This window comes from Streptomyces katrae (assembly GCF_000717655.1).
Lineage (GTDB): Bacteria > Actinomycetota > Actinomycetes > Streptomycetales > Streptomycetaceae > Streptomyces > Streptomyces katrae_B.
This window is the reverse complement of record NZ_JNZY01000014.1, coordinates 12,556-35,517: the sequence shown is the minus strand read 5'-3', so window position 1 is coordinate 35,517 and position 22,962 is coordinate 12,556. Positions and strand designations below refer to the sequence as shown.

The following is a 22,962-nucleotide window of genomic DNA, read 5'->3' as shown; positions in this document are numbered from 1 at the left end:
GAACCCAGGGGGCGGGCCGTGCGAACACGGGCGGGCAGCAGGGGATGGTCGGCGGCCGTCGGCATGGCCGTGCTCGCGGCGACGACCGGGGGCGCGCTGAGCCCGCCCGCCGCGGCGCAAGGGGAGACGCCGTCCGGGCAGGTGGAGTTCCCGACGCACTGCCTGCCGCCGCAGGAGGCCGGACTCCCGCCCGCCGACGGGCCGACCACCGCCCGGATCACCGTCGACGACCCGGCGCCGAAGGTCGGCGACACGGTCACCGTGACGTACCAGGTGACCCGGACCCCCGCCGTGAACCCGCTCGGGGCCGAACTGCCGGCCGATGTGCTGACCCCGACCGGAAGGATCCTGCTGGGGGGTGCGCAGGGCGGTGAGGTCACCGTCGTGGGGCCGAAGCGGAACGATCCCGTCCAGGCGGGTGCGGGGCTGCCCGCCGTCACCATGACCGGCACGTTCACCGTGACCGCGCAGGGCGGGATCACCCTGGCCCCGGGCGGCTACACGCTGCACACCAGCCACCTGCTGGACCTGGACACCGCCTGCGCCGTCACCGGGGCGCCGGTGTCGGAACGGCTCACCGCGAGCCCTCCCCCGGCTACCGCTGGGGGGACCCCCACCCGGGCCAACCTGCGGTCGGTCACGCTGGGCGCGGCGTACGGGAACCCGGGCGCCAAGGTCAAGGTCACGGGCGCCGGCTTCGCCCCGGGCGCGGCCGTGACGGTGACCGGCCGGGCGGGCGCCGCCGAGACCGCGGACCGGGCGGCGGCCACGGCGGACGCGCGGGGCGAGGTCCTGGCGGAGCTGGCGGTCACGGACAGGGCGACGACGGCCGTGGTGGCGTACGAGGGGACGGCGTGGTCGGCGCAGGCGGGCTCGGGACCGGCGGCGTACACGGTCATCGCGGCCGCGCCTGTCGGTACGCAGCAGGTGACGGCCGTGGTGGAGCCGGGCGCACTGACGATGAGCCAGGCGGGCGCGTCGATCACGCTGGGAGCGGTCCCGTACGGGGAGGGCGGCGCGGCCCCCGGCCGGATCGGCACGGTCACGGTCAAGGACGCGCGGGGCGGACCGGCGGGGTGGTCGCTGACCGGCAAGGTCACGGACTTCACCGGCCCGGGCGGGGTCCGGATCCCGGGGGCCTCGCTGAGCTGGACCCCCTCCTGCACGGCCCTGGCAGGCGGCCCGAGCCGGTGCGTGGCGGGCAGCGCGGGGGCGGTGGGGCCGGAGGGGGCGGTGCTCGCGTCGGCGCCCGATGCGGAGCTGGCGGGCGGGACGTTCACGATCGACGCGAGGGTCACCCTCACGGTCCCCCCGTACACCCCGCCGGGCGCGTACACGGCAGTCCTGACCCTCACCCTCTCGTGAGACCCGCCCCCCGGTTCCCGCCCCGGTTCCCGCCCCGGTTCCCGTTCTCGCGGGGGCGGTCGTGGGTCCCGGTGCTCGGCGCCGTCCTGTTGCTGCTGCCCGGCGGGACGGCAGTGGCCGCCGACCACGGGCAGTGGGCCGTCACGCCCGCCGCCAACGCAGTGACCCGGCGGCCGTACTTCTACCTCGCCGCCGCCCCCGGCCAGGCCCTCATCGACGCCGTCACCGTCACCAACCGCACCGACCGCCCCCGCACCTTCCGGCTCTACGCCGCCGACGCGTACAACACCGCCCGCGACGGCGGTTTCGCGCTCCGCGGCCCCGACGAGCCGCGCCGCGCCACCGCCGCCTGGGCGCGGCTCGCGCAGGAGCGGGTCACCGTACCGGCCCGCGCAGCGGTGAGCGTCGGCTTCACCCTCACCGTCCCCGACCGGGCGGAACCGGGCGACCACCCCGGCGCCATCGTCGCCCTCGAGGAGAACGCGGACGGCGCCGCCGCCCCCGCCCGGGGCATCGGCGTCCAACAGGCCGTCGCCGCCCGGCTGTACCTGCGGGTGGCCGGCCCCACCGCCCCCGCGCTGGCCGTCGAGGACCTGCGGGCTTCCGGGACCGGGGTCTCGTACACGCTCCGCAACCTCGGCAACGTCACCCTGCGCCCCCGCGCCACCCTCTCCGCCTCCGGGACCCTCGGCCGGCACCTCCTCGGCCGCGAGCTCACCGGGCTGCCCGCCGAACTGCTGCCCGGCCAGGAAGTCCGGCTGAGCACCAGGTGGGAGCACCCGCCCGCCGTCGAATGGGCCGAGGTCACGGTGCGCGCCGAGGCCGGGGGAGCCGTCGCCCGGGCCGCCGCGTCCTACTGCGCCCGGCCCCCGCTGGCGGCCCTGCTCGCGGGCGCCCTGACCCTCGTCGCGGCAGCCTGGTCGGCGGTGGGACCCGCATCGGGGAGAATGGCCCGTATGAGCGATCGTTCCCCCGAGTCCACCAGCCCGCACCGTGCGGGCTTCGCCTGCTTCGTCGGCCGCCCCAACGCGGGGAAGTCGACCCTGACCAACGCACTCGTGGGCACCAAGGTCGCGATCACCTCCAACCGGCCGCAGACCACCCGCCACACCGTCCGCGGCATCGTGCACCGCCCCGACGCGCAGCTCGTACTGGTCGACACGCCCGGTCTCCACAAGCCGCGCACGCTCCTCGGTGAGCGGCTCAACGACGTCGTACGGACCACTTGGGCCGAGGTCGACGTCATCGGCTTCTGCCTGCCGGCCGACCAGAAGCTGGGTCCCGGTGACAAGTTCATCGCGAAGGAGCTCGCGGGGATCAAGAAGACCCCCAAGATCGCCATCGTGACGAAGACCGACCTCGTCGACTCCAAGGCCCTGGCCGAGCAGCTCCTCGCGATCCACCAGCTCGGCGCGGAGCTCGGCATCGAGTGGGCCGAGATCGTCCCCGTCTCGGCGGTCGGCGACACCCAGGTCCAGCTCCTGGCCGACCTGATCGCGCCGCTGCTGCCCGAGAGCCCGCCGCTGTACCCCGAGGGCGACCTCACCGACGAGCCCGAGATGGTGATGGTCGCGGAGCTGATCCGCGAGGCCGCGCTGGAGGGCGTACGGGACGAGCTCCCGCACTCCATCGCCGTGGTCGTCGAGGAGATGATCCCGCGGGAGAACCGCCCGGCGGACCGGCCGCTGCTGGACATCCACGCGAACGTCTACATCGAGCGGCCGAGCCAGAAGGGCATCATCATCGGCCCGAAGGGCTCCCGGCTGAAGGAGGTCGGGATGAAGTCGCGCAAGCACATCGAAGCGCTGCTCGGCACCCCGGTCTTCCTCGACCTGCACGTGAAGGTCGCGAAGGACTGGCAGCGCGACCCCAAGCAGCTGCGCAAGCTCGGCTTCTGATTCCGTCTTCTTCCTTCTTCACGCGCCGAACTCCGTCCGGCGTCCCGGCCCGGCACCCCGGCAGGGGGCCGGGCCGGACGAGCCGCTACGCCGGCCGGCGCATCCGCACCACGTTGTCCGTGCGGGTCCCGGGCGTGCCGTCGGGCTGGTTCTGGATCCGTTCTGTCTCCTCGGCCCGCAGGACCTCCCAGCCCGCCGTGACCGGCTCCAGCTGCGCGACCACCTCCTGCGGCGTCGGGAAGTGGGCCTCCTCCCGGTCCTGCTGCCAGGGCGCCCAGCCCGCGTGCCCGACGACCAGCAGCGTGCCGCCGGGGGCCACGGCCGCGGCGGCGCTGCGCAGGACGCGGTCACGGGGGAAGTCCCCGTAGTTGTGCAGGAAGCAGGCCGACACGAGGTCGAACTCCCCCTCCGGGAAGGACTCGGTCAGATCGTGCCGCTCCCAGGTCGCGCGGTCCGCGACCCCGGCGTCCGCGGCGTGCTCGGCGGCCCGGCCGAGGGCGACCCCGGAGATGTCGGTCCCGGTGACGGTCCATCCGCGGCGGGCCAGCCAGACGGCGTCGGCACCCTCCCCGCAGCCGAGGTCCAGGGCCCGCCCGGGGGCGAGGCCGGACACCTCGTGCACCAGCATGGCGTTGGCCTCGCCGCTCCAGATGCGGTCGCTCTCGCCGTAGCGGCCGTCCCAGAACTCCTCGCCCGCCGACGCCCCGGATGCGGGGGAGTGGTGGGAGTGCGTGTGTGCGTGCGCGTGCTCGGTCATGGCTTCCTCTTCCGGTACGGGTGCCGATGCGACCGATGCTGCGCGCGCCCCGCCCGCCGGGCAAACCTTGTTGCCGGTCCGGCAAACCGGGCGGAGCGTCCGTGACCGCGAAGGGCTGGATTCGGCCACCCGTCCGAAGGCGAAGGCGCCCGGCTCAGGCGCCTTCCTTCAGCAGCCGGGAGATCAGCGTCCGCTGCGCCCCCGACAGGTTCGGCTCCTGACAGGAGACCGTCCTTCCGTCGACGGTGATCTGGTACGAGAACCCGTCCCGTACCCGGTCCGACCCCGGCGCGGCCGGGACGGGCCGCAGCGCCAGCCGGGCCAGGGCCTGCCACTCGTCCTCGTCGGGCCGCCCCGAGGTGTCCACCTCGGCCCGGCGCTCGATGCCCGCGAAGCCGCCCGTCCGCACCACCAGAATCCGCATGCCCGCTTTTCTACCGCGGATGGGCCGGCTACCCCAGCCCGACCGTCGACCATGCCTTCTGCAGCGCCTGGTGCTCCGCGCCGCCGTCCCCGTACCGGGCCACCGCGGCGGCCACCGACAGCCGGGCGAAGTCCTTGAAGTCCGCGTCCGAGGCCAGCTCGCCGCCCGTGAGCGTGTCGTACCAGATCCGCCCGGCGCGCTCCCACGCCTTGCCGCCGAGTTCGGTGGCCACGAGGTAGAACGCGTGGTTCGGGATGCCGGAGTTGATGTGCACCCCGCCGTTGTCCCGCGCGGTGTCCACGTAGTCGTCCATCGTCGCCGGCTGCGGGTCCTTGCCGAGCTCGTCGTCGTCGTACGCCGTGCCCGGCGCCTTCATCGAGCGCAGCGCGACCCCGCTGACGTTCGGACCCAGCAGCCCGGCGCCGATCAGCCAGTCCGCGTCCTCGGCCGTCTGGCCGAGCGAGTACTGCTTGATCAGCGACCCGAAGACGTCGGACATCGACTCGTTCAGCGCACCCGACTGCCCGTGGTACTCCAGGTTCGCCGTGTACTGGGTGACCCCGTGGGCGAGCTCGTGGCCGATGACGTCCACCGCCACGGTGAAGTCGAGGAAGAGGTCCCCGTCCCCGTCGCCGAAGACCATCTGCTGCCCGTCCCAGAAGGCGTTGTTGTAGTCCTCGCCGTAGTGGACGCTCGCATCCAGGGCCAGCCCGGAATCGTCGATCGAGTGGCGGCCGAAACCCTTCAGGAACAGCTCGTACGTGGCGCCGAGCCCCGCGTAGGCGCGGTTGACGGTGGCGTCCTTGGACGCCGCCTCGCCCTCGCCGCGCACCTTCTTCCCGGGCAGCCGGGCGCGGTGCTGGGCGTCGTAGACCGTCCGGCGGGGCTCGTCGGAGACGGGCGCCGCCGACGCGGGGGCGATGCCGCGGACGGTGGTGACCCGGCGCCGGGTGCGCAGGAAGGAGTCCTGCTCGAGGGTGCGCTGGGCGGCGTCGGCGCGCCGGGTGTTCTCGGACCGGGCGATCTTGTCGAGCAGGTGGGGCGGGACCACCGTGCAGAAGACGGGGTGGCGGTGAGCGTGGGAGGCATCCATCCCGGCAATGTGGCAGTGGGTCATGACGCTGTCACTACCTGCAACCATGATTCATTCAGTTGTCTGAAAGCCGTTGCGCCGCGTTGACGGTTCGACCGGACCTGTAGCGGAGGAACGAGACTGACCTCACATTCGGTATAAATCGGACACCCAGGTCTTGCATACTGAAACGAGTCCTCGCGTTACGGGGCGGCTCGGTTAGGCTCGGCCCATCATGCGTTTCGGGCTGCTTCTCCTTAGCTGCCGCGGCGAGGGCCTGTAGTCGTAGGCCGACCCCCTCCCCGCGGAGTTTGGTGTTGCGGTTCTTACGACCGCCGTCGGCCGTCCCAGCGAACTACACGCGGACACGCGAGGAGCCCAACGCCATGAGCCAGCAGCCTTTTGTCGGTCGCCCCACGCCCATCACGAACGCGACGCACACCCAGAAGACCTCCGGGATGCCGATCCACAAGTACGGCCGGTACGAGCAGGTGGACATCCCGGACCGCACCTGGCCGGACGCCCGCGTCACCAAGGCCCCCCGCTGGCTCTCCACCGACCTGCGCGACGGCAACCAGTCGCTGATCGACCCGATGACCCCCGCCCGCAAGCGCGAGATGTTCGACCTGCTGGTGCGCATGGGCTACAAGGAGATCGAGGTCGGCTTCCCGTCCTCCGGCGAGACGGACTTCGCCTTCGTGCGCTCCATCATCGAAGAGGGCGCGATCCCGGACGACGTCACCATCTCCGTCCTGACCCAGGCCCGCGAGGACCTGATCGAGCGGACCGTCGAATCGCTGATCGGCGCCAAGCGCGCCACCGTGCACCTGTACAACGCGACCGCCCCGACCTTCCGCCGGGTCGTCTTCCGCGGCTCCAAGGAACAGATCAAGCAGATCGCCGTCGACGGCACCCGCCTGGTCATGGAGTACGCCGAGAAGCTGCTGGGCCCGGAGACCACCTTCGGCTACCAGTACAGCCCGGAGATCTTCACGGACACCGAGCTGGACTTCGCCCTGGAGGTCTGCGAGGCCGTCTGCGACGTGTGGCAGCCGTCCGAGGGCCGCGAGATCATCCTGAACCTGCCCGCCACCGTGGAGCGTTCGACGCCGTCCACGCACGCGGACCGCTTCGAGTGGATGGCCCGCAACCTGACCCGCCGCGAGCACATCTGCATCTCCGTGCACCCGCACAACGACCGCGGCACCGCCGTCGCCGCCGCCGAGCTGGCCCTGATGGCCGGCGCCGACCGCATCGAGGGCTGCCTGTTCGGGCAGGGCGAGCGCACCGGCAACGTCGACCTGATCACGCTGGGCATGAACCTGTTCTCCCAGGGCATCGACCCGCAGATCGACTTCTCGCAGATCGACGAGATCCGTCGCACCAGCGAGTACTGCAACCAGATGGAGGTCCACCCGCGCCACCCCTACGCGGGCGACCTGGTCTACACCGCCTTCTCCGGCTCCCACCAGGACGCCATCAAGAAGGGCTTCGACGCCATGGAGGCCGACGCGGCCGCCCAGGGCAAGACCGTCGACGACATCGAGTGGGCGGTCCCGTACCTGCCGATCGACCCGAAGGACGTCGGCCGCTCCTACGAGGCGGTCATCCGCGTCAACTCGCAGTCCGGCAAGGGCGGCATCGCGTACGTCCTGAAGAACGACCACAAGCTGGACCTGCCGCGCCGCATGCAGATCGAGTTCTCGCGGATCATCCAGGCCAAGACCGACGCCGAGGGCGGCGAGGTCACGCCCAAGGCGATCTGGGACGTCTTCTGCGACGAGTACCTGCCCAACCCCGAGAACCCGTGGGGCCGCATCCAGCTGCGCTCGGGCTCGACGGCCACCGACAAGGACGGTACGGACACGCTGACCGTCGAGGCGGTCGTGGACGGCGTGGAGGCGGTCCTGAACGGCACCGGCAACGGTCCGATCTCGGCCTTCTTCGACGCGCTGGCCGGCATCGGCGTCGACGCCCGCCTGCTGGACTACACCGAGCACACGATGAGCGAGGGCGCCTCCGCCGTCGCCGCCTCGTACATCGAGTGCGCGATCGACGGCCGCGTCCTGTGGGGCATCGGCATCGACGCCAACACCACCCGCGCCTCCCTGAAGGCGGTCATCTCCGCCGTCAACCGCGCGGGCCGCTGACCGCTCGTACGAGAACCCCGTCCTTCCCTGCGAGGGGCGGGGTTCCGCCGTTCCCGGACTCAGCGGGCCAGGTAGCCGCCGTCCGCCGGCAGGATCGCGCCCGTCACGAACGAGGCCGTGTCGGAGGCCAGGAAGGCGATGACCCGGGCCACCTCCTCCGGCTCGCCGAGCCGGCCCATGGGATGGGCCGCGGAGACCTCCGCCAGGTACTCCGGGCCGCCCGGCTCGTCCTTCAGGGCCGGCACCCGCTCCGTACGGATGGTGCCGGGGGCCACCGCATTGACCCGGATCCCGTGCGCCGCCCACTCCACCGCCAGGCGCTCGGTCAGCCCCGACGCCACGCACTTCGCCGGCCCGTACTCCCCCACAGCCTTCGGCGTGGGAGGTGCCCCACCCTGCCGGGCCTGTCCCGCCACCCCCGACACCGAGGACACGCAGACCAGCACCCCGCCCGGGTCCGGCTGCGCCAGCATCGCCTCGATGGCGTACTTGCAGGTCAGGAACATCCCCCGGCCCTCGATCGCCATGACCCGGTCCCGGTCGTCCGGGCCGGTCTCCCGTACATCCGAAAGAGGGAGCACTCCGGCGTTCGCCACGGCGACGTCGAGCCGTCCGTACGCCCCGAGCGGGGCCCCGACCATCGCGCGGTTGGCCTCCGGATCGGCGACGTCACCGGCCACGACCGTGATGTCATACCCCTCTTCGGCGAGTTCCGTACGCAGTTCCTCGACGCCGGAGCCATTGATGTCAGCCGCGGTCACGAGGGCCCGGAGCGGGCCAGCAGCCGGGCGGTGGCCGGCCGATCCCGCTCGCCGCGCCCGTGACCAGACAGGATGTGTTGTTCGCGCGGGCGAGCGCAGGGAAAACGCGACGTCCGCGGGCGCGGCGGCAGGGATGCAGACCGGCCAAGTGCGGTCGGCAGCGCATGTTGTCTTGTCACACGACTGACGCATCCTCACCGATGTGGCTAACATCACGCCAACCCGGCGAAGCTGCCGGGGTTCCCGCCCGTGCCCGCAGGGCCACGGGGGAGTGACGGAGGTGCGACGTGCTGCCAGTTCGGGGTGGGGACGGCCGGAAGCTGACGGTCTGGGGCATCCGTACCACCTGGAGCACCGTGGGCGACGGGGAGTTCTTCTGCCCCGACTGCGGTGGTGACCGCAACTACCGCAGGCGGACCGGGCGCCGCCGGTTCACCGTCCTCGGCGTCCCGCTGCTGCCGCGCGGAGCGGCCGGGCCCGTCATCGAGTGCCAGGGCTGCCGGGAGCGCTTCGAGACCGAGGTCCTCGACCACCTGACCACCACTCGCTTCTCGGCGCTGCTGCGCGACGCCGTGCACACCGTGACACTGGCCGTCCTCGCGGCGGGCGGAACCGCCTCGCGCGGCGCGCTGGAGGCCGCCGTGTCGGCCGTACGGACGGCGGGCTTCCAGGACTGCACGGAGGAGCAGCTCGAGTCCCTGGTGGAGGCGCTCGCCACCGACGAGGGCCGGCTCGGGCTGTACGACGGCCCCGAATGCTGTGGGGCCGCGCTGGCGATAGAGCTCCACGAGGCGCTGGAACCGCTGGCTCCGCACCTGGCCGCGCCCGGGCGGGAATCGATCCTGCTGCAGGGCGCCCGGATCGCCCTCGCGGACGGTCCGTACACCCCGGCCGAGCGCGAGGTGCTCGCCACGGTGGGCGCCGCGCTGCGGATGGGTTCCGACGAGGTGACCCGGCTGCTGTCGGCGGTCCGGGCGCCGTGACCCTGACCGAAACGGCCTCGGTACGGCATCGGTAAGGGCTCGGTACGCCTTCGCCGAGGTAACGATCCGGCCTCCCGTGACCGAATCCGCCCCCCTTCGCACTCTGTGTGGAGGGGGGATTCGTGCGTTCCGGCCTCGGCCGTCCACCCACTGGACACCCGGCCGGGGCCTTGACCTGCAGATATGGGCTCTGCTGCCGCGGGTCGTTACGCCCTTGCGGAGACATCCGCCACTGGAGATACCTACAGATCTGGCAGCCCCAGACGTCAACACTTTGTAGAAGTCCACGATATCTGTGAGCACCCCCACAGGCGTTCAATTCCGGTCACACGACGAGACGCCGCCAGTAACACAGCGGGGCTTCGATTCACGTGAACGCACTGACAACCCTGGCGAACCAACGGGATAGCGACCCACTTCGCCCAGGGACAACCAGATTCCTCTCGATCACCTACCTCTTGAAGGGCAAGGCAGAGATGGCACGTGTCGCCGCCCGGCTTTCCGGCAACGGAGAGCACAGCACGCACCCGGTCGACGAGGTGCTCCCCCTCCCCAAGCTCGCGCTGTACGGCTTCCAGCACGTACTCGCGTTCTACGCCGGTGCGGTGATCGTCCCGATCATCGTGGGCGGTGCCCTCGGCCTGACCACCGAGCAGCTGGTCTACCTGATCAACGCAGACCTGTTCACCTGCGGTATCGCCTCGATCCTCCAGGCGTGGGGCGTCGGCCGGATCGGTGCGCGACTGCCCCTGATCCAGGGCGTCACCTTCACCGCGGTGTCCCCGATGATCGCCATCGGGCTCGGAGCCGGCGGCGGGACGGCCGGCCTGCTCGTCATCTACGGCGCGGTCATCACGGCCGGCATCGCCACCTTCGCCTTCGCCTGGCTGCCGCCCAAGGCCTTCCGTACGATCATGAGGCTCTTCCCGCCGGTCGTCACCGGCACGGTGATCACCGTCCTCGGCATCGTGCTGATCCCCGTGGGCCTCAACGACGCCGCGGGCGGCCTCGGCAGCCCCGACTTCGGCGACCCCAAGCACTTCGCGTACGCCGGCGGCACGATGCTCTTCATCCTCGTCCTGATGAAGCTCGGCAAGCCCTTCCTCTCCAGCATCTCCATCCTGCTCGGCCTGGTCGGCGGCACCGCCGTGGCCTTCCTGCTGGGCGATGCCAAGTTCGGCGACGTGGGCCACTCGGACTGGATCGGCATCACCACCCCGTTCCACTACGGAGCACCGAAGTTCGCCTGGTTCCCGATCCTGCTGATGCTCATCGTCATGCTGATCACCATGGTCGAGACCACCGGTGACACGTACGCCGTCGGCGACATCGTCGGCAAGGAGATCGACAGCGAGACCGTGGCCCGCGCGCTGCGCGCCGACGGCGCCGCGACCGCCCTCGGCGGCGTCCTCAACTCCTTCCCGTACGTGGCGTTCGCCGAGAACGTCGGCCTGGTCCGCATGACCAAGGTCAAGAGCCGGTTCGTCGTGGTCGCCGCGGGCGTCTTCATGATCGTGCTCGGGCTGATCCCGAAGGCCGCCGCGATCGTCGCCGCGGTCCCGCACGGAGTGCTCGGCGGCGCGGCGACCGTGATGTTCGCGATGGTGGCCCTGGCGGGCATCCAGACCCTGGCCAAGGTCGACCTCAAGGAGGAGAAGAACGCGCTGGTCGTGGGCGTATCCCTGGCCTTCGCGCTGCTCCCGGCCACCGTTCCGGTGCTGTTCAAGGACCACATGGACGCGGACCTCTCCTCGCTCCTCAACAGCGGTGTGACGCTCGGTGCCACGGCCGCGATCGCGCTCAACCTGATCTTCAACGGGCTGGGCAAGGACGATGCGCACAGCGCCGTGGCGGCGGTGCCCGCCCAGGCGGTGGGTCCGGCCGACAGCGCGGCGGGCGCAGCGGACGAGGCGTCCGAGGCCCCCGCGGCCCCCGAGGCGAAGGCGGCGGACGAGGCCGAGACGGTGGCCGAGGCCACGGTCGGCGCCGCCGTGACCGCCGTCGCCGCCGGTGCACCGAAGCCGGACGCGGACGAGCAGGCCCCGGCCGCCTCCTGACCCTCCCAAGGGGCGACGGCCCTCCGTCCGGACCCGTGTCCGGGCGGAGGGCCGTCGCCGTCCCCGCACAGGCGACAATGGGCGCATGAGTCTGTTCCGCGACGACGGCATCGTGCTGCGCACCCAGAAGCTGGGTGAGGCGGACCGCATCATCACGCTGCTGACCCGCGGCCACGGACGGGTGCGGGCCGTCGCCCGCGGAGTACGGCGGACGAAGTCCAAGTTCGGCGCCGGGCTGGAACCTTTCTCCCACGCCGACGTGCAGTTCTTCGCCCGGGGCAGCGAGCTGATCGGCCGCAGCCTCCCGCTGTGCACCCAGACCGAGATCATCGCCCCGTACGGCAACGGCATCGTCACCGACTACGCCCGCTACACCGCCGGCACCGCGATGCTGGAGACCGCCGAGCGGTTCACCGAGAACGAGGGCGAGCCCGCCGTACAGCAGTACCTGCTGCTGATCGGCGCCCTGCGCACGCTCTCGCGCGGGGAGCACGAGCCGAACCTCATCCTCGACGCGTTCCTGCTGCGCTCGCTCGCCGTCAACGGCTACGCGCCCAGCTTCACGGACTGCGCGAAGTGCGGGATCCACGGCCCCAACCGGCACTTCTCCGTCGCCGCGGGCGGGGTCGTCTGCGGGGACTGCCGAGTGGCCGGCAGCGTCGTACCCTCGTCTGAGGCCATCGCCCTGCTCAGCGCGCTGCTGACGGGCGACTGGGGACATGCGGACGCCTGCGAGGCGCGGTACGTGCGGGAGGGCAGCGGGCTCGTCTCCGCCTATTTGCACTGGCATCTGGAGCGCGGGCTACGCTCCCTGCGATACGTCGAGAAATAGGAGCTGGGCACATGGCACGACGCGGGATTCTGGGACGCTCTCGCCGGGAGTACAAGGTTCCCGAGCCCCACCCGTCCGGTGAGCGCCCGCCGAGGATCCCCGGCGAGCTCGTCCCGAACCACGTCGCCGTGGTCATGGACGGCAACGGCCGCTGGGCCAAGGAGCGCGGCCTGCCGCGCACCGAGGGCCACAAGGTCGGCGAGGGCGTCGTGCTCGACGTGCTCAAGGGCTGCCTGGAGATGGGCGTCAAGAACCTCTCCCTGTACGCCTTCTCGACGGAGAACTGGAAGCGCTCGCCCGACGAGGTCCGCTTCCTGATGAACTTCAACCGCGACGTCATCCGGCGCCGCCGCGACGAGATGAACGAGCTGGGCATCCGCATCCGCTGGGTCGGCCGCATGCCGAAGATGTGGAAGTCGGTCGTCCAGGAGCTCCAGGTCGCCCAGGAGCAGACCGTCGACAACGACGCGATGACCTTGTACTTCTGCGTGAACTACGGCGGCCGCGCGGAGATCGCGGACGCGGCGCAGGCGATCGCGCGGGACGTGGCCGCGGGCAAGCTGGACCCGTCGAAGGTCAACGAGAAGACCTTCGCGAAGTACATGTACTACCCGGACATGCCGGACGTCGACCTGTTCCTGCGGCCGAGCGGCGAGCAGCGCACGTCCAACTACCTGATCTGGCAGAGCGCGTACGCCGAGATGGTCTTCCAGGACGTGCTGTGGCCGGACTTCGACCGCCGCAACCTGTGGGCGGCCTGCCTGGAGTACGCCCAGCGCGACCGCCGCTTCGGCGGCGCCGTCCCGAACCAGGCGGAGCCGGGCCACAAGGCCTGATCCCCCGGCCCTCGGTGCCATGACGAACCCGGCGGTGTGATCACCGCCGGGTTCGTCATGCGTGTCCTGGGCCCGGTCTAGGCGGAGGCGGAGGCCGCGCAGTCGGCGCAGGTGCCGAAGACCTCCACCGTGTGGGCGACGTTCACGAAGCCGTGCTCCGCCGCGATCGACTCCGCCCACTTCTCCACCGCCGGGCCCTCCACCTCGACCGCCTTGCCGCACTTGCGGCAGACCAGGTGATGGTGGTGGTCCCCGGTGGAACAGCGCCGGTAGACGGACTCGCCGTCGCTGGTGCGCAGCACGTCGACCTCGCCGGCGTCGGCGAGCGACTGGAGGGTGCGGTAGACGGTCGTCAGGCCCACGGAGTCACCGCGGTGCTTGAGCATGTCGTGCAGCTCCTGGGCGCTGCGGAACTCGTCCACCTCGTCCAGCGCCGCCGCCACGGCTGCCCGCTGCCGGGTGGATCGTCCTCGTACTGGCGCGGTATTCATCTCGCCAGGCGCAGTCGCCACCGGTTCCTCCTCGTATCGGCCTGTCGCCATTGTGCCAGGCGGCCGAGCCCCTAGACCTTCACGTCGTCCCGCGTGCACACCTCTTCGGCGGCGCGGGCCGCCCTCGCCCGGCGCCGGGCCAGGGGGGTGGAGAGGGCCGTCAGCACCATGAAGACGCCGATCGCGAGCAGCACGATCGTGGCGCCCGACGGGACGTCGATGTAGTACGTGGCCGCCGTGCCGGTCACGGCGATGGTGAGGCTGAGGGCGATGGCCAGGCCCAGTGTGGCGGCGAAACCGCGGGTGATCCGCTGGGCGGCCGCGACCGGGATCACCATCATGGCGCTGACCAGCAGCAGGCCCACGATGCGCATGGCGACGGTGACGGTGACCGCGGCGGTGACCGCGATCAGCAGGTTCAGGGCGCGTACGGGCAGGCCGGTGACCCGGGCGAACTCCTCGTCCTGGCAGACGGCGAAGAGCTGCCTGCGCAGGCCGATGGTCACGGCGAGGACGAAGGCGGCGAGGAACGCCATCGCGACGACGTCCTCGGAGGCGACGGCGGTGATCGAGCCGAACATGGCACTGAGGAGCCTGGCCGTGGAGCCGCCCCCCGCGCTGATGATCATCACGCCGCCGGCCAGGCCGCCGTAGAAGAGCATGGCGAGGGCGACGTCCCCGCTGGTCTTGCCGCGGGAGCGGATCAGCTCCATGCCGACGGCGCCGACGACGGCGACCAGCGTGGCCATCCACACCGGGCTGCTGTTGAGCACGAAACCGAGGGCGACACCGGTCATGGCGACGTGGCCGAGGCCGTCGCCCATGACGGCCTGGCGGCGCTGGACGAGGTACGTGCCGATGGCGGGAGCCGTGATGCCGACCAGTGCGGCGGCGATCAGGGCCCGCTGCATGAAGGCGAGGGTCAGGAGGTCCATCAGCTCAGCAGTCCCGTCCGCAGGGGCTCGGCGTCGTGCGCCGCGTGGGGGTGTACGTGGTCGTGGCCCGGCAGGGCGTGCTGGCCGACGGCCTCCGGGGGCGGGCCGTCGTGGACGACGCAGCCGTCGCGCAGGACGACGGCGCGGTCGATGAGCGGCTCCAGCGGTCCCAGCTCGTGCAGGACGAGGAGGACGGTGGAGCCGGCGGCGACCTGCTCGCGCAGGGCGTGCGCGAGGACCTCCTGATTGGCGAGGTCCACGCCGGCCATCGGCTCGTCCATGATCAGGAGTTCAGGCTCGACGGCGAGTGCCCGGGCTATGAGGACGCGCTGGTGCTGGCCGCCGGAGAGGGCGTTGACCGAGACGTCGGCGTGCGTGTCCATGTCGACCAGGGCCAGGGCCCGCTCCACGGCGGCCCTATCGGCCTTGCGCAGGACGCCGAAGCGGGTACGCGCCAGCCGGCCGGAGGAGACGACCTCGCGGACGGTGGCGGGGACGCCGCTGGCGGCGGTGGTGCGCTGCGGGACGTAGCCGATGCGCGCCCAGTCCCTGAAGCGCTTGAAGTCCGTTCCGAAGAGGGACAGGGCGCCGTCGGTGAGCGGGACCTGTCCGACGACGGCGCGGACGGCCGTGGACTTGCCGGAGCCGTTGGCACCGAGCAGGGCGACGACCTCACCCCGGCGGACGGTGAGGTCGATCCCGCGCAGCACGGGGCGCGAGCCGAGCGAGGCCGTGGCCCCGCGCAGGGATATGACGGGCTGCTCGTCAGCCTGTCGGGGCGTTGACTGCATGGCTCGCGCCTCCGTTGCTGCTACTGCCATCACTTGCTACCGAGTGCCTTCTGGAGGTTCTTCAGGTTGGACCGCATGACCTCGAAGTAGTCAGCGCCCTGGGACTTGTCGGTGATTCCCTCGAGCGGGTCGAGGACGTCGGTCTTGAGTCCGGTGTCCGCCGCGAGGGTCTTGGCCGTCTTGTCACTGGCCAGGGTCTCGAAGAACACCGTGGTGGCATTCTCCTTCTTCGCGATCTCCTGGATCTCCTTGATCCGGGCCGGGCTCGGCTCGGACTCGGGGTCGAGGCCGGCGATGCCCTCCTGGTCCAGGCCGTAGCGCTCGGCGAGGTACCCGAAGGCGGAGTGGGTGGTGATGAAGGTCTTGGTGGCCGTGTTCTGCAGGCCGTCCTTGAACTCGCTGTCCAGCCCGGTCAGCTTGCCGACCAGCGCGTCGGTGCTCTTCTTGTAGTCGGCGGCGTGGTCGGGATCGGCCTTCTCCAGGGCCGCGCCGACGCCCTTGGCGACCTCCGCGTACTTGGCGGGGTCGAGCCAGATGTGCGGGTCCGCGCCGGCCTCGCCCTCGTGGGCGTGGTCGTGTCCCTCCGCGTCTCCCGTCGTGGCCTCGCCCTCGTGGCCGGAGTCGCCGTGGACCTCCAGCTTGGTGAGGGCGCCGGCGTCGACGATGTTCTTCCCGCCGGACTGGGCGATGGCCTTGTCGACGGCGGGCTGGAGGTCCTTGAGGTAGAGGATCACGTCGGCCTTGCCCAGCTGGGCGGTCTGCTTCGGCGTGATCTCCAGGTCGTGCGGCTCGACACCGGGCTTGGTCAGGGCGTCGACCTTCACGTGGTCCTTGCCGATCTGCTCGGCGAGGAACTGCATCGGGTAGAACGAGGCCGTCACGGCGAGCTTGCCGTCCTTCCCACCCTCGGCGGCGGACCCGGAGCAGGCGGTCAGGGCCGTGGCGCCGAGGGCGACGGCTCCGGCGAGGGCGGTGGCGGGTATGAGGCGTCGTCGTACGTTCATGACATCCATTTTCATCAAAAATGGAAACGGTTGTCAAAAACCCTGGTGGGGGCCACGGGGGAGGGGCCGTGGAGGGGGTCCCGATTTGAAAGGGGGGGTGCGGGCGCCGGTAACCTTGAGTCTTCGCCGTTCGTCCTCGTAATGAAGAGAGCACCGTGGCCGCCGACAAGATCGAAACCATCGTCAGCCTGAGCAAGCGCCGTGGCTTCGTTTTCCCGTGCAGTGAGATCTACGGCGGCTCCAGGGCTGCCTGGGACTACGGCCCGCTCGGTGTCGAGCTCAAGGAGAACATCAAGCGCCAGTGGTGGAAGGCGATGGTCACCGGGCGTGAGGACATCGTCGGTATCGACTCGTCCGTGATCCTGGCCCCCGAGGTCTGGGTGGCCTCCGGCCACGTCGCGACCTTCTCGGACCCGCTGACCGAGTGCACCTCCTGCCACAAGCGCCACCGCGCGGACCACCTGGAAGAGGCGTACGAGGCCAAGCACGGCCGTCTGCCCGCCAACGGTCTCGCCGACATCAACTGCCCCAACTGCGGTGTGAAGGGCCAGTTCACCGAGCCGAAGCAGTTCTCCGGCATGCTGGAGACCCACCTCGGCCCGACCCAGGACACCGGCTCGAAGGCGTACCTGCGCCCCGAGACCGCCCAGGGCATCTTCACCAACTTCGCCCAGGTGCAGACCACCTCGCGCAAGAAGCCCCCGTTCGGCATCGCGCAGATGGGCAAGTCCTTCCGCAACGAGATCACGCCCGGCAACTTCATCTTCCGCACGCGCGAGTTCGAGCAGATGGAGATGGAGTTCTTCGTCAAGCCGGGCGAGGACGAGCAGTGGCAGGAGTACTGGATGGCCGAGCGGTGGAACTGGTACCGCGACCTCGGCATCCGCGAGGAGAACATCCGCTGGTTCGACCACCCGAAGGAGAAGCTGTCCCACTACTCGAAGCGCACCGCCGACATCGAGTACCGCTTCAACTTCGGTGGCAACGAGTTCTCCGAGCTCGAAGGCATTGCCAACCGCACCGACTTCGACCTCAAGGCCCACTCCGCCGCCTCGGGTCAGGACCTCACCTACTTCGACCAGGAAGCCGGTGAGCGCTACACCCCGTACGTCATCGAGCCGGCGGCCGGCGTCAACCGCGCCATGCTCGCCTTCATGCTCGACGCGTACAACGAGGACGAGGCCCCCAACGCCAAGGGCGTCATGGAGAAGCGCACCGTGATGCGCCTCGACCCGCGCCTGGCCCCGATCAAGGTCGCCGTCCTGCCGCTGTCCCGCAACGCGCAGCTGTCGCCGAAGGCCAAGGGCCTCGCCGCCGACCTGCGCAAGAACTGGAACATCGAGTTCGATGACGCGGGCGCCATCGGCCGCCGCTACCGCCGCCAGGACGAGATCGGTACGCCGTTCTGCGTCACCGTCGACTTCGACACCCTGGACGACAACGCGGTGACCGTGCGCGAGCGCGACACCATGAAGCAGGAGCGCGTCTCCCTGGACCAGATCCAGAGCTACCTCGGCAGCCGCCTGCTCGGCTGCTAGTTCCCGCCTGAAAGGCCGGTGGCCCGGTGCACGGATCGCGCACCGGGCCACCGGCCTTTTCTCCGTACGCAGCCGTCAGGGCGGTCAGGCTGTGAGGCCCTCGCCCTGCCCGTCCGCGGCGGCCGCCGCGGCGGCCCGCTTCGCACCCTCGGCCTTGGTGCGCTTGACGAAGCTGATCGTCCAGAGGGCCAGGCCGCCGAGCGTCCCGTAGATCATGAACGGGCTGAGGGCCACCATGGTGGAGGTGTCCAGGACGTACGACAGGACGATCCGGACCGCCGCCTCGATGAGGTAGGCAACGCCCCACACCAGGGTCATGCGGCGCTGGGCGTTGCGGAAACCCTCGAACCGCCACAGGTCGTTGTAGTACGCCACGCCCGCCGGGGTGCCGTCCGTGCCGAACTTCCGGCCGAAGTAGAACATCAGCGGCCGCGGCGCGAGCAGCGTGCCGAGGCACAGGAGCCCGAACAGGCCCGTCACGGCGGAGTCCTTGACCAGCAGGGCCTGCGTGGACTGGGCGCCCACGAGGGAGACCACGGCGGTGATCACCAGGAACACCAGGGTGACGATGGCGAACTCGTCCAGCTTGCGCCGCCAGGCCACCATGATGGCGCTGTCGAGTACCGGCCAGGCGCCGCTGGCCAGCAGTGCCGAGGCCTCGCTCCAGCCGTGGTCGTCGACGAGGGTGTTGTAAGTGACGATCGGAGCGACCACGTTGAGGACGATGGTAAGAATCAAGCCGATCGCCGCGGCGCCGCCGGAGCGGGCAGGAGGTGCGGGCTCGGCTGCCTGAGTGGGTTGAGCGGACAAGGTTCCCCCTGGAACGTGCCTGATGAAGTGCGGTAGGGGGACCGTATGGAGTTTGACGGGGGACAGACAAGCCAGACGCGCCCAAAATGATCATCAAGCTGTCCGGAGTGACCAGTTCCGGACGTCGCGTGGCGCGCGTTGCCGACGCGGTCAGGCGCGCAGGCCCCGGATCACGAGCGCGGTGACGGCCTGGAACTCCGTGATGATCGTGGGCGAGAGCCAGTCGGCCGCGTACTGCGGATCGTGAAAACGGCCGGTGGCGTCGAACACCGCCCGGGCGGCGGCCGGCACATCGGGTGCACTGAGCGAGCCCGCCTCGACGCCCTCGGAGATGATCCGGCCCAACTGGTCGATCAGCTGGCTCAGATGGTGGTCCACCACGCCGCTGCTCTCGGAGAGCAGCACCGTGTACGTAGCGAACAGCTCCGGGTCGTCACCCGCCTTGTGCCGCTTGGCCTCGAAGAGCGCTTCCAGCCAGGCCTCCAGCTTGGAGGGCGCAGCCGGGCCGGGGGCCGAGGCGATCTCCTCCAGGCGGACGACGCTCTTGGCGAGCCAGCGGTCCGTGACGGCCTCGCGCAGCGCCGCCTTCGACGGGAAATGCCGGTACACACTGCCGTGGCTGACGCCCAGGGCGCGGGCCACGTCCACCACGGTCGCCTTGGTGGGCCCGTAGCGGCGCAGCACCTCCTCGGTGGTCTCGAGGATGCGCTCGGGTGTCAGGGGCTCGGCAGCAGCGGGGGGCATGAGTACGACCGTACCGCCCGCTCAGTGCTCGCTGTCGAGGTGGGCCATCTGCGCTGCCGGGTACCGCTCGCCGGCCGCGGCTCCCGCCGGGACCGCCTCCTCGATGGCCGCCAGGTCCGCAGAGGTCAGCTCCACCTCCATGGCACCCAGCGCCTCGGACAGCCGGTCGCGGCGGCGGGCGCCCACCAGCGGCACGATGTCCTCGCCGCGCGAGAGCACCCAGGTGATGGCGGTCTGGGCGACACTGACCCCCTTGTCCTCCGCGACCTTGCGCAGGGCGTCGACCAGGTCGAGGTTGCGCTGCAGGTTCTCGCCCTGGAAACGGGGGCTCATTCCGCGGAAGTCGCCCGGCGCCAGCTCCCGGTCGCGGCTGAAGTGCCCGCTGATCAGACCGCGGCTCAGCACCCCGTACGCCGTGACGCCGATGCCCAGCTCGCGGGCGGTCGGCAGGATCTCCTCCTCGATGCCGCGGGAGATGAGCGAGTACTCGATCTGGAGGTCCGCGATCGGGGCGACGGCCGCGGCTCTGCGCAGGGTGTCCGCGCCGACCTCGGAGAGGCCGATGTGCCGCACGTGCCCGGCCTCGACGGCCTCGGCGATGGCGCCGACGGTCTCCTCGATCGGGACGGCCGGGTCGACACGGGCGATCCGGTAGACGTCGATGTGGTCCCGGCCGAGGCGCTGGAGCGAGTAGGCCAGGAAGTTCTTGACGGCCTCGGGGCGGCCGTCGTAGCCGGTGAAACCGCCCTCGACGGTGCGCAGGGCACCGAACTTCACGCTGACCAGGGCCTGCTCCCGGGCCGCGGCGGGCACGGCGCGCAGGGCCTCGCCGATGAGCATCTCGTTGTGCCCCATGCCGTAGAAGTCCCCGGTGTCGAGCAGCGCGTTCGTGCCGTCGGGGACGGCGTCCAGGTAGGCGTGGAGGGTCGCGATCGACTCGGTGCGGTCGGCCTCCCCGTACAGGGCGGACATGCCCATGCAGCCCAGCCCCAGCTTGAAGACGGAGGGGCCGGCGGAGCCGAGGGTGCGGGTGTTCTCGTTCTTGGTCATGGGAACAACCATGGCATGACGGGTGACAGATTTCAATATCTGTCACCCGTCAGGGTGGCTATGCCGCCACCCGCAGGGCGAGCGCCGCCGCCGCGACCAGAGCGAGGGTGGCTGCCGGGGCCAGTTCGAAGTCCTTCACGCGCAGGTGGCTGATGACCGCGCCGATGAAGTAGAGGGTCACGCCGACGGCGGCGGCCACGCCCAGCGGAGTCACCCACAGGCCCGCGACCAGGCCTGCCGCGCCGGCCGCCTTCAGGGCGGCCAGCCGGGGCAGCCAGCTGTCCGGAACCTGGACCTTCCGCATGCTCGCGACGATCGCCTCGTTCCGCTGGAGCGAGAACGCGGCGGACGCGGCCAGGACGAGTGCGAGCAGACCGGCGACGGCGGCGTACGCAATGAACATGATGAACTCCAACGATCGATTGTGTTGAATCATTGAATACCATCAACGATCGAGCATTGGCAACCATTCTTCAGTTGTTACGATGTCTGATATGACGGCATCTCAGGAGTCTCCGCACCCCCCGCAGCGGCTGGGCCTGCTGCTGGCCTGGCACGGCTCGATCACCGAGACCCGCATGAAGAAGGCGCTCAGCGCGGCCGGACTCACCCCGCGGCACGCGATGACGCTGATGCGCCTCGAGGACGGACCCGTCGGCCAGCGGGCGCTCGCCGAGGGGCTCGAGGTGGACCCGAGCGTGCTGGTCGGCATCCTCAACGACCTGGAGGGCGAGGGTCTCGCCCTCCGCCGCCGGGACCCGGCCGACCGCCGCCGCCACAACGTGGCCATCACAGAGGCCGGATCGGCCGCCCTCGCCAAGACGAACGCTGCGCTCGACGAGGTCGAACGCTCCCTGTTCGCCGCGCTCTCGCAGCAGGACCAGGACGCGCTGCGCAGCCTGCTGGCCCGGATCGACTCGAACGCCGACGACTTCAACTGCAGCGAGTAGGCCCCCAGGGGGAGTCCGCGCGTCAGCTGCGCGGCGGAGCTCCGGCCGACTGCGACGCCGTGGCGGTCCGCTCCAGCCTCCGGGCGGTCCGTGCCGCCGTCCCCATGGCCCACCGGCCACTGGTCGCGGCGCCCACGACGAGGGCGAGCAGCCCGCAGCCCGTGATGATCCACCAGGCCGGCCGGGTCGCCTCGATAAAATCGGCGCCGCCCGCCGTCCCGGCCGCCAGGACCGCGCCGATCACGGCCACGCCCAGCGTGCCGCCGGTCTGCCTGCTGGTGGAGGCCACCGCGGCCGCGACCCCCGCCTGGGACCGGGGCATCCCGGAGACCGCCGTGTTGGTGATGGGTGCGTTCACCATGCCGAAGCCCAGCCCGAACAGCACGTACGCCGTGAACAGCAGCGGTGTCGAGGTCTCCGCCGAGAAGGCGGCGAACAGCACTCCGCTCGCCGCCATTGCCGTCCCCGCGATCAGCAGTGAGGGCCGCGGCCCCCGATTGCCGACCAGACGGCCCGAGAGCGGGGCGCAGAGGAACGTCAGCAGGGCCATCGGCAGCATGTAGAGCCCGGCGTCGAGCGCGCTGAGCCCCCGTACGTCCTGCAGGTACAGGGTGTTCAGGAACAGGAACCCGGACAGCGCGGCAAAGGCGCTGATCGCTATCACCGTCGCGCCGCTGAACGGAGCGCTCCGGAAGAACCGCGGGTCGATCAGCGGCTCCGCCCGCCGCGGCTCGTGGAAGAGCAGCCCTGCCAGCGAGGCCACGGCCAGGGCCGTGCAGCCGAGGATGACCGGCGAGCTCCAGCCGGCGCTCGGCGCCTCGATGATCCCGTACGTCATGGATCCCAGCAGGGTCATGACCAGCAGCTGGCCCACCGGGTCCGGGCGGCGCGGGTGTCCGGCCCGCGACTCCGGGACGAACCGCAGGGTCAGCGCGAAGGCCAGCAGCCCGACCGGGAGGTTGATCCAGAAGATGGAGCGCCAGCCGACCGATTCCACGAGCAGCCCGCCGATCAGCGGGCCCACGGCCATGGAGATGCCGACCACCGCGCCCCAGACGCCGATGGCGCGGGCCCGCTCGCGCGGATCCGTGAAGGTGTTGGTGATGATCGACATGGCGACCGGGTTGAGCATCGAGCCGCCCACGGCCTGGACCATCCGGAAGGCGATCAGCCACTCCAGGGTCGGCGCCAGCGAGCAGAGCAGGGAACCCGCCGTGAAGAGGACGAGGCCCGCGGCGAAGACCCTGCGGCGCCCGATCCGGTCCGCCGTGGAGCCCGCCAGCATCAGCAGCGAGGCCAGGACCAGCGTGTACGCGTCGATCGTCCACTGCATGCCGGCGACGGAGGCGTCCAGCTCGCGGCGCATCGAGGGCAGGGCCACGTTGAGGACGGTCACGTCGAGGCTGACGATGAGCAGGCTCATGCAGCAGATCGCCAGGATCAGCATCCTCCGGCGGCGGCTCGACTCCGTCATGTTTACGATAGTACGTCTAACTAAAGAAATGCGTGTGGTG

The 22,962-nt window shown here is 70.9% G+C and carries 22 protein-coding genes and 1 pseudogene; 10 read left to right on the top strand and 13 right to left on the bottom strand.

The window, feature by feature from the left end:
* Positions 1-63 precede the first annotated feature (63 nt).
* From IF09_RS0118780 to era, 3 genes and pseudogenes are all read left to right on the top strand, one after another.
* Positions 64-1,365 carry a beta-xylosidase gene (locus tag IF09_RS0118780; RefSeq protein ID WP_037635341.1) on the top strand — a complete coding sequence of 434 codons (1,302 nt, stop codon included), beginning with the start codon at positions 64-66 and terminating at the stop codon, positions 1,363-1,365.
* Positions 1,362-1,817 (top strand): annotated as a pseudogene (locus IF09_RS48225) (WxL protein peptidoglycan domain-containing protein); the annotation flags it as partial. The gene IF09_RS0118780 and the pseudogene IF09_RS48225, both read left to right, overlap by 4 nt.
* 495 nt (positions 1,818-2,312) lie before the next feature.
* Positions 2,313-3,263, top strand: coding sequence for a GTPase Era (gene era / locus IF09_RS47070; RefSeq protein ID WP_037635384.1), 951 nt, complete (start codon positions 2,313-2,315; stop codon positions 3,261-3,263).
* Positions 3,264-3,348: 85 nt separating this feature from the next.
* On the opposite strand, the gene IF09_RS0118770 is transcribed toward era, so the two are convergent.
* From IF09_RS0118770 to IF09_RS0118760, 3 genes are all read right to left on the bottom strand, one after another.
* On the bottom strand, positions 3,349-4,020 hold the full coding sequence (locus IF09_RS0118770; RefSeq protein ID WP_037635338.1) for an SAM-dependent methyltransferase: 672 nt from the start codon (positions 4,018-4,020) through the stop codon (positions 3,349-3,351).
* A gap of 154 nt (positions 4,021-4,174) precedes the next feature.
* Positions 4,175-4,444 (bottom strand): protealysin inhibitor emfourin, encoded by a 270-nt coding sequence (locus IF09_RS0118765; protein ID WP_030297142.1) that lies wholly within the window; start codon positions 4,442-4,444, stop codon positions 4,175-4,177.
* A 28-nt stretch (positions 4,445-4,472) separates the two neighbouring features.
* Complete coding sequence (locus IF09_RS0118760) at positions 4,473-5,537, bottom strand: M4 family metallopeptidase (protein WP_030297140.1); 1,065 nt, start codon at positions 5,535-5,537, stop codon at positions 4,473-4,475.
* 365 nt (positions 5,538-5,902) lie between these two features.
* Here IF09_RS0118760 and leuA point away from each other — a divergent pair, with 365 nt between their 5' ends.
* Positions 5,903-7,666 (top strand): 2-isopropylmalate synthase, encoded by a 1,764-nt coding sequence (gene leuA / locus IF09_RS0118755; RefSeq protein ID WP_030297139.1) that lies wholly within the window; start codon positions 5,903-5,905, stop codon positions 7,664-7,666.
* A gap of 59 nt (positions 7,667-7,725) precedes the next feature.
* On the opposite strand, the gene IF09_RS40360 is transcribed toward leuA, so the two are convergent.
* Positions 7,726-8,427 (bottom strand): SDR family NAD(P)-dependent oxidoreductase, encoded by a 702-nt coding sequence (locus tag IF09_RS40360; protein ID WP_234321063.1) that lies wholly within the window; start codon positions 8,425-8,427, stop codon positions 7,726-7,728.
* Between the two features lie 287 nt (positions 8,428-8,714).
* On the opposite strand from IF09_RS40360, the gene IF09_RS0118745 reads away from it, so the two are divergent.
* From IF09_RS0118745 to IF09_RS0118730, 4 genes are all read left to right on the top strand, one after another.
* Entirely contained in the window at positions 8,715-9,410 is a 696-nt protein-coding gene (locus IF09_RS0118745) for a TerB family tellurite resistance protein (RefSeq protein WP_030297137.1), read from the top strand.
* 476 nt (positions 9,411-9,886) lie between these two features.
* The gene (locus IF09_RS0118740; protein ID WP_234321062.1) at positions 9,887-11,467 is read left to right on the top strand and encodes a nucleobase:cation symporter-2 family protein; all 1,581 of its coding nucleotides are present in this window, start codon (positions 9,887-9,889) and stop codon (positions 11,465-11,467) included.
* A gap of 85 nt (positions 11,468-11,552) precedes the next feature.
* The gene (gene recO, locus IF09_RS0118735; RefSeq protein WP_030162779.1) at positions 11,553-12,299 is read left to right on the top strand and encodes a DNA repair protein RecO; all 747 of its coding nucleotides are present in this window, start codon (positions 11,553-11,555) and stop codon (positions 12,297-12,299) included.
* An 11-nt stretch (positions 12,300-12,310) separates the two neighbouring features.
* Positions 12,311-13,135: an isoprenyl transferase gene (locus IF09_RS0118730; protein ID WP_030297131.1), complete on the top strand. Its 825-nt coding sequence runs from the start codon at positions 12,311-12,313 to the stop codon at positions 13,133-13,135.
* Positions 13,136-13,212: 77 nt separating this feature from the next.
* Here IF09_RS0118730 and IF09_RS0118725 read toward each other — a convergent pair whose 3' ends face one another.
* Genes IF09_RS0118725 through IF09_RS0118710 form a run of 4 tightly spaced genes read right to left on the bottom strand, consistent with a single transcriptional unit; the run spans position 13,213 to position 16,356 of the window.
* A complete protein-coding gene (locus tag IF09_RS0118725) occupies positions 13,213-13,647 on the bottom strand; it encodes a Fur family transcriptional regulator (protein ID WP_078613332.1) in 435 nt (144 codons plus the stop codon).
* 50 nt (positions 13,648-13,697) lie between these two features.
* Complete coding sequence (locus IF09_RS0118720; RefSeq protein WP_030297128.1) at positions 13,698-14,561, bottom strand: metal ABC transporter permease; 864 nt, start codon at positions 14,559-14,561, stop codon at positions 13,698-13,700.
* Positions 14,561-15,352 (bottom strand): metal ABC transporter ATP-binding protein, encoded by a 792-nt coding sequence (locus IF09_RS0118715; RefSeq protein ID WP_030297126.1) that lies wholly within the window; start codon positions 15,350-15,352, stop codon positions 14,561-14,563. Before IF09_RS0118715 ends, IF09_RS0118720 begins: the two co-directional genes overlap by 1 nt.
* 29 nt (positions 15,353-15,381) lie before the next feature.
* A complete protein-coding gene (locus IF09_RS0118710; protein ID WP_030297124.1) occupies positions 15,382-16,356 on the bottom strand; it encodes a metal ABC transporter substrate-binding protein in 975 nt (324 codons plus the stop codon).
* Positions 16,357-16,511: 155 nt separating this feature from the next.
* Between IF09_RS0118710 and IF09_RS0118705 the strand changes: the two genes are divergently transcribed.
* Positions 16,512-17,894: a glycine--tRNA ligase gene (locus IF09_RS0118705; protein WP_030297123.1), complete on the top strand. Its 1,383-nt coding sequence runs from the start codon at positions 16,512-16,514 to the stop codon at positions 17,892-17,894.
* 84 nt (positions 17,895-17,978) lie between these two features.
* On the opposite strand, the gene IF09_RS0118700 is transcribed toward IF09_RS0118705, so the two are convergent.
* The 4 genes from IF09_RS0118700 to IF09_RS0118685 form a co-directional block, all read right to left on the bottom strand.
* On the bottom strand, positions 17,979-18,608 hold the full coding sequence (locus IF09_RS0118700; protein ID WP_234321061.1) for a VC0807 family protein: 630 nt from the start codon (positions 18,606-18,608) through the stop codon (positions 17,979-17,981).
* Positions 18,609-18,854: 246 nt separating this feature from the next.
* Positions 18,855-19,448 carry a TetR family transcriptional regulator gene (locus tag IF09_RS0118695; protein ID WP_030297121.1) on the bottom strand — a complete coding sequence of 198 codons (594 nt, stop codon included), beginning with the start codon at positions 19,446-19,448 and terminating at the stop codon, positions 18,855-18,857.
* 21 nt (positions 19,449-19,469) lie between these two features.
* Positions 19,470-20,498, bottom strand: a complete 1,029-nt coding sequence (locus IF09_RS0118690; RefSeq protein WP_030297120.1) for an aldo/keto reductase — start codon at positions 20,496-20,498, stop codon at positions 19,470-19,472.
* A gap of 58 nt (positions 20,499-20,556) precedes the next feature.
* Positions 20,557-20,913 carry a DoxX family protein gene (locus IF09_RS0118685; protein ID WP_418953058.1) on the bottom strand — a complete coding sequence of 119 codons (357 nt, stop codon included), beginning with the start codon at positions 20,911-20,913 and terminating at the stop codon, positions 20,557-20,559.
* Positions 20,914-20,992: 79 nt separating this feature from the next.
* Here IF09_RS0118685 and IF09_RS0118680 point away from each other — a divergent pair, with 79 nt between their 5' ends.
* A complete protein-coding gene (locus IF09_RS0118680; RefSeq protein ID WP_234321059.1) occupies positions 20,993-21,448 on the top strand; it encodes a MarR family winged helix-turn-helix transcriptional regulator in 456 nt (151 codons plus the stop codon).
* A 22-nt stretch (positions 21,449-21,470) separates the two neighbouring features.
* On the opposite strand, the gene IF09_RS0118675 is transcribed toward IF09_RS0118680, so the two are convergent.
* On the bottom strand, positions 21,471-22,922 hold the full coding sequence (locus IF09_RS0118675; protein WP_030297117.1) for an MFS transporter: 1,452 nt from the start codon (positions 22,920-22,922) through the stop codon (positions 21,471-21,473).
* Positions 22,923-22,962: the final 40 nt, after the last annotated feature.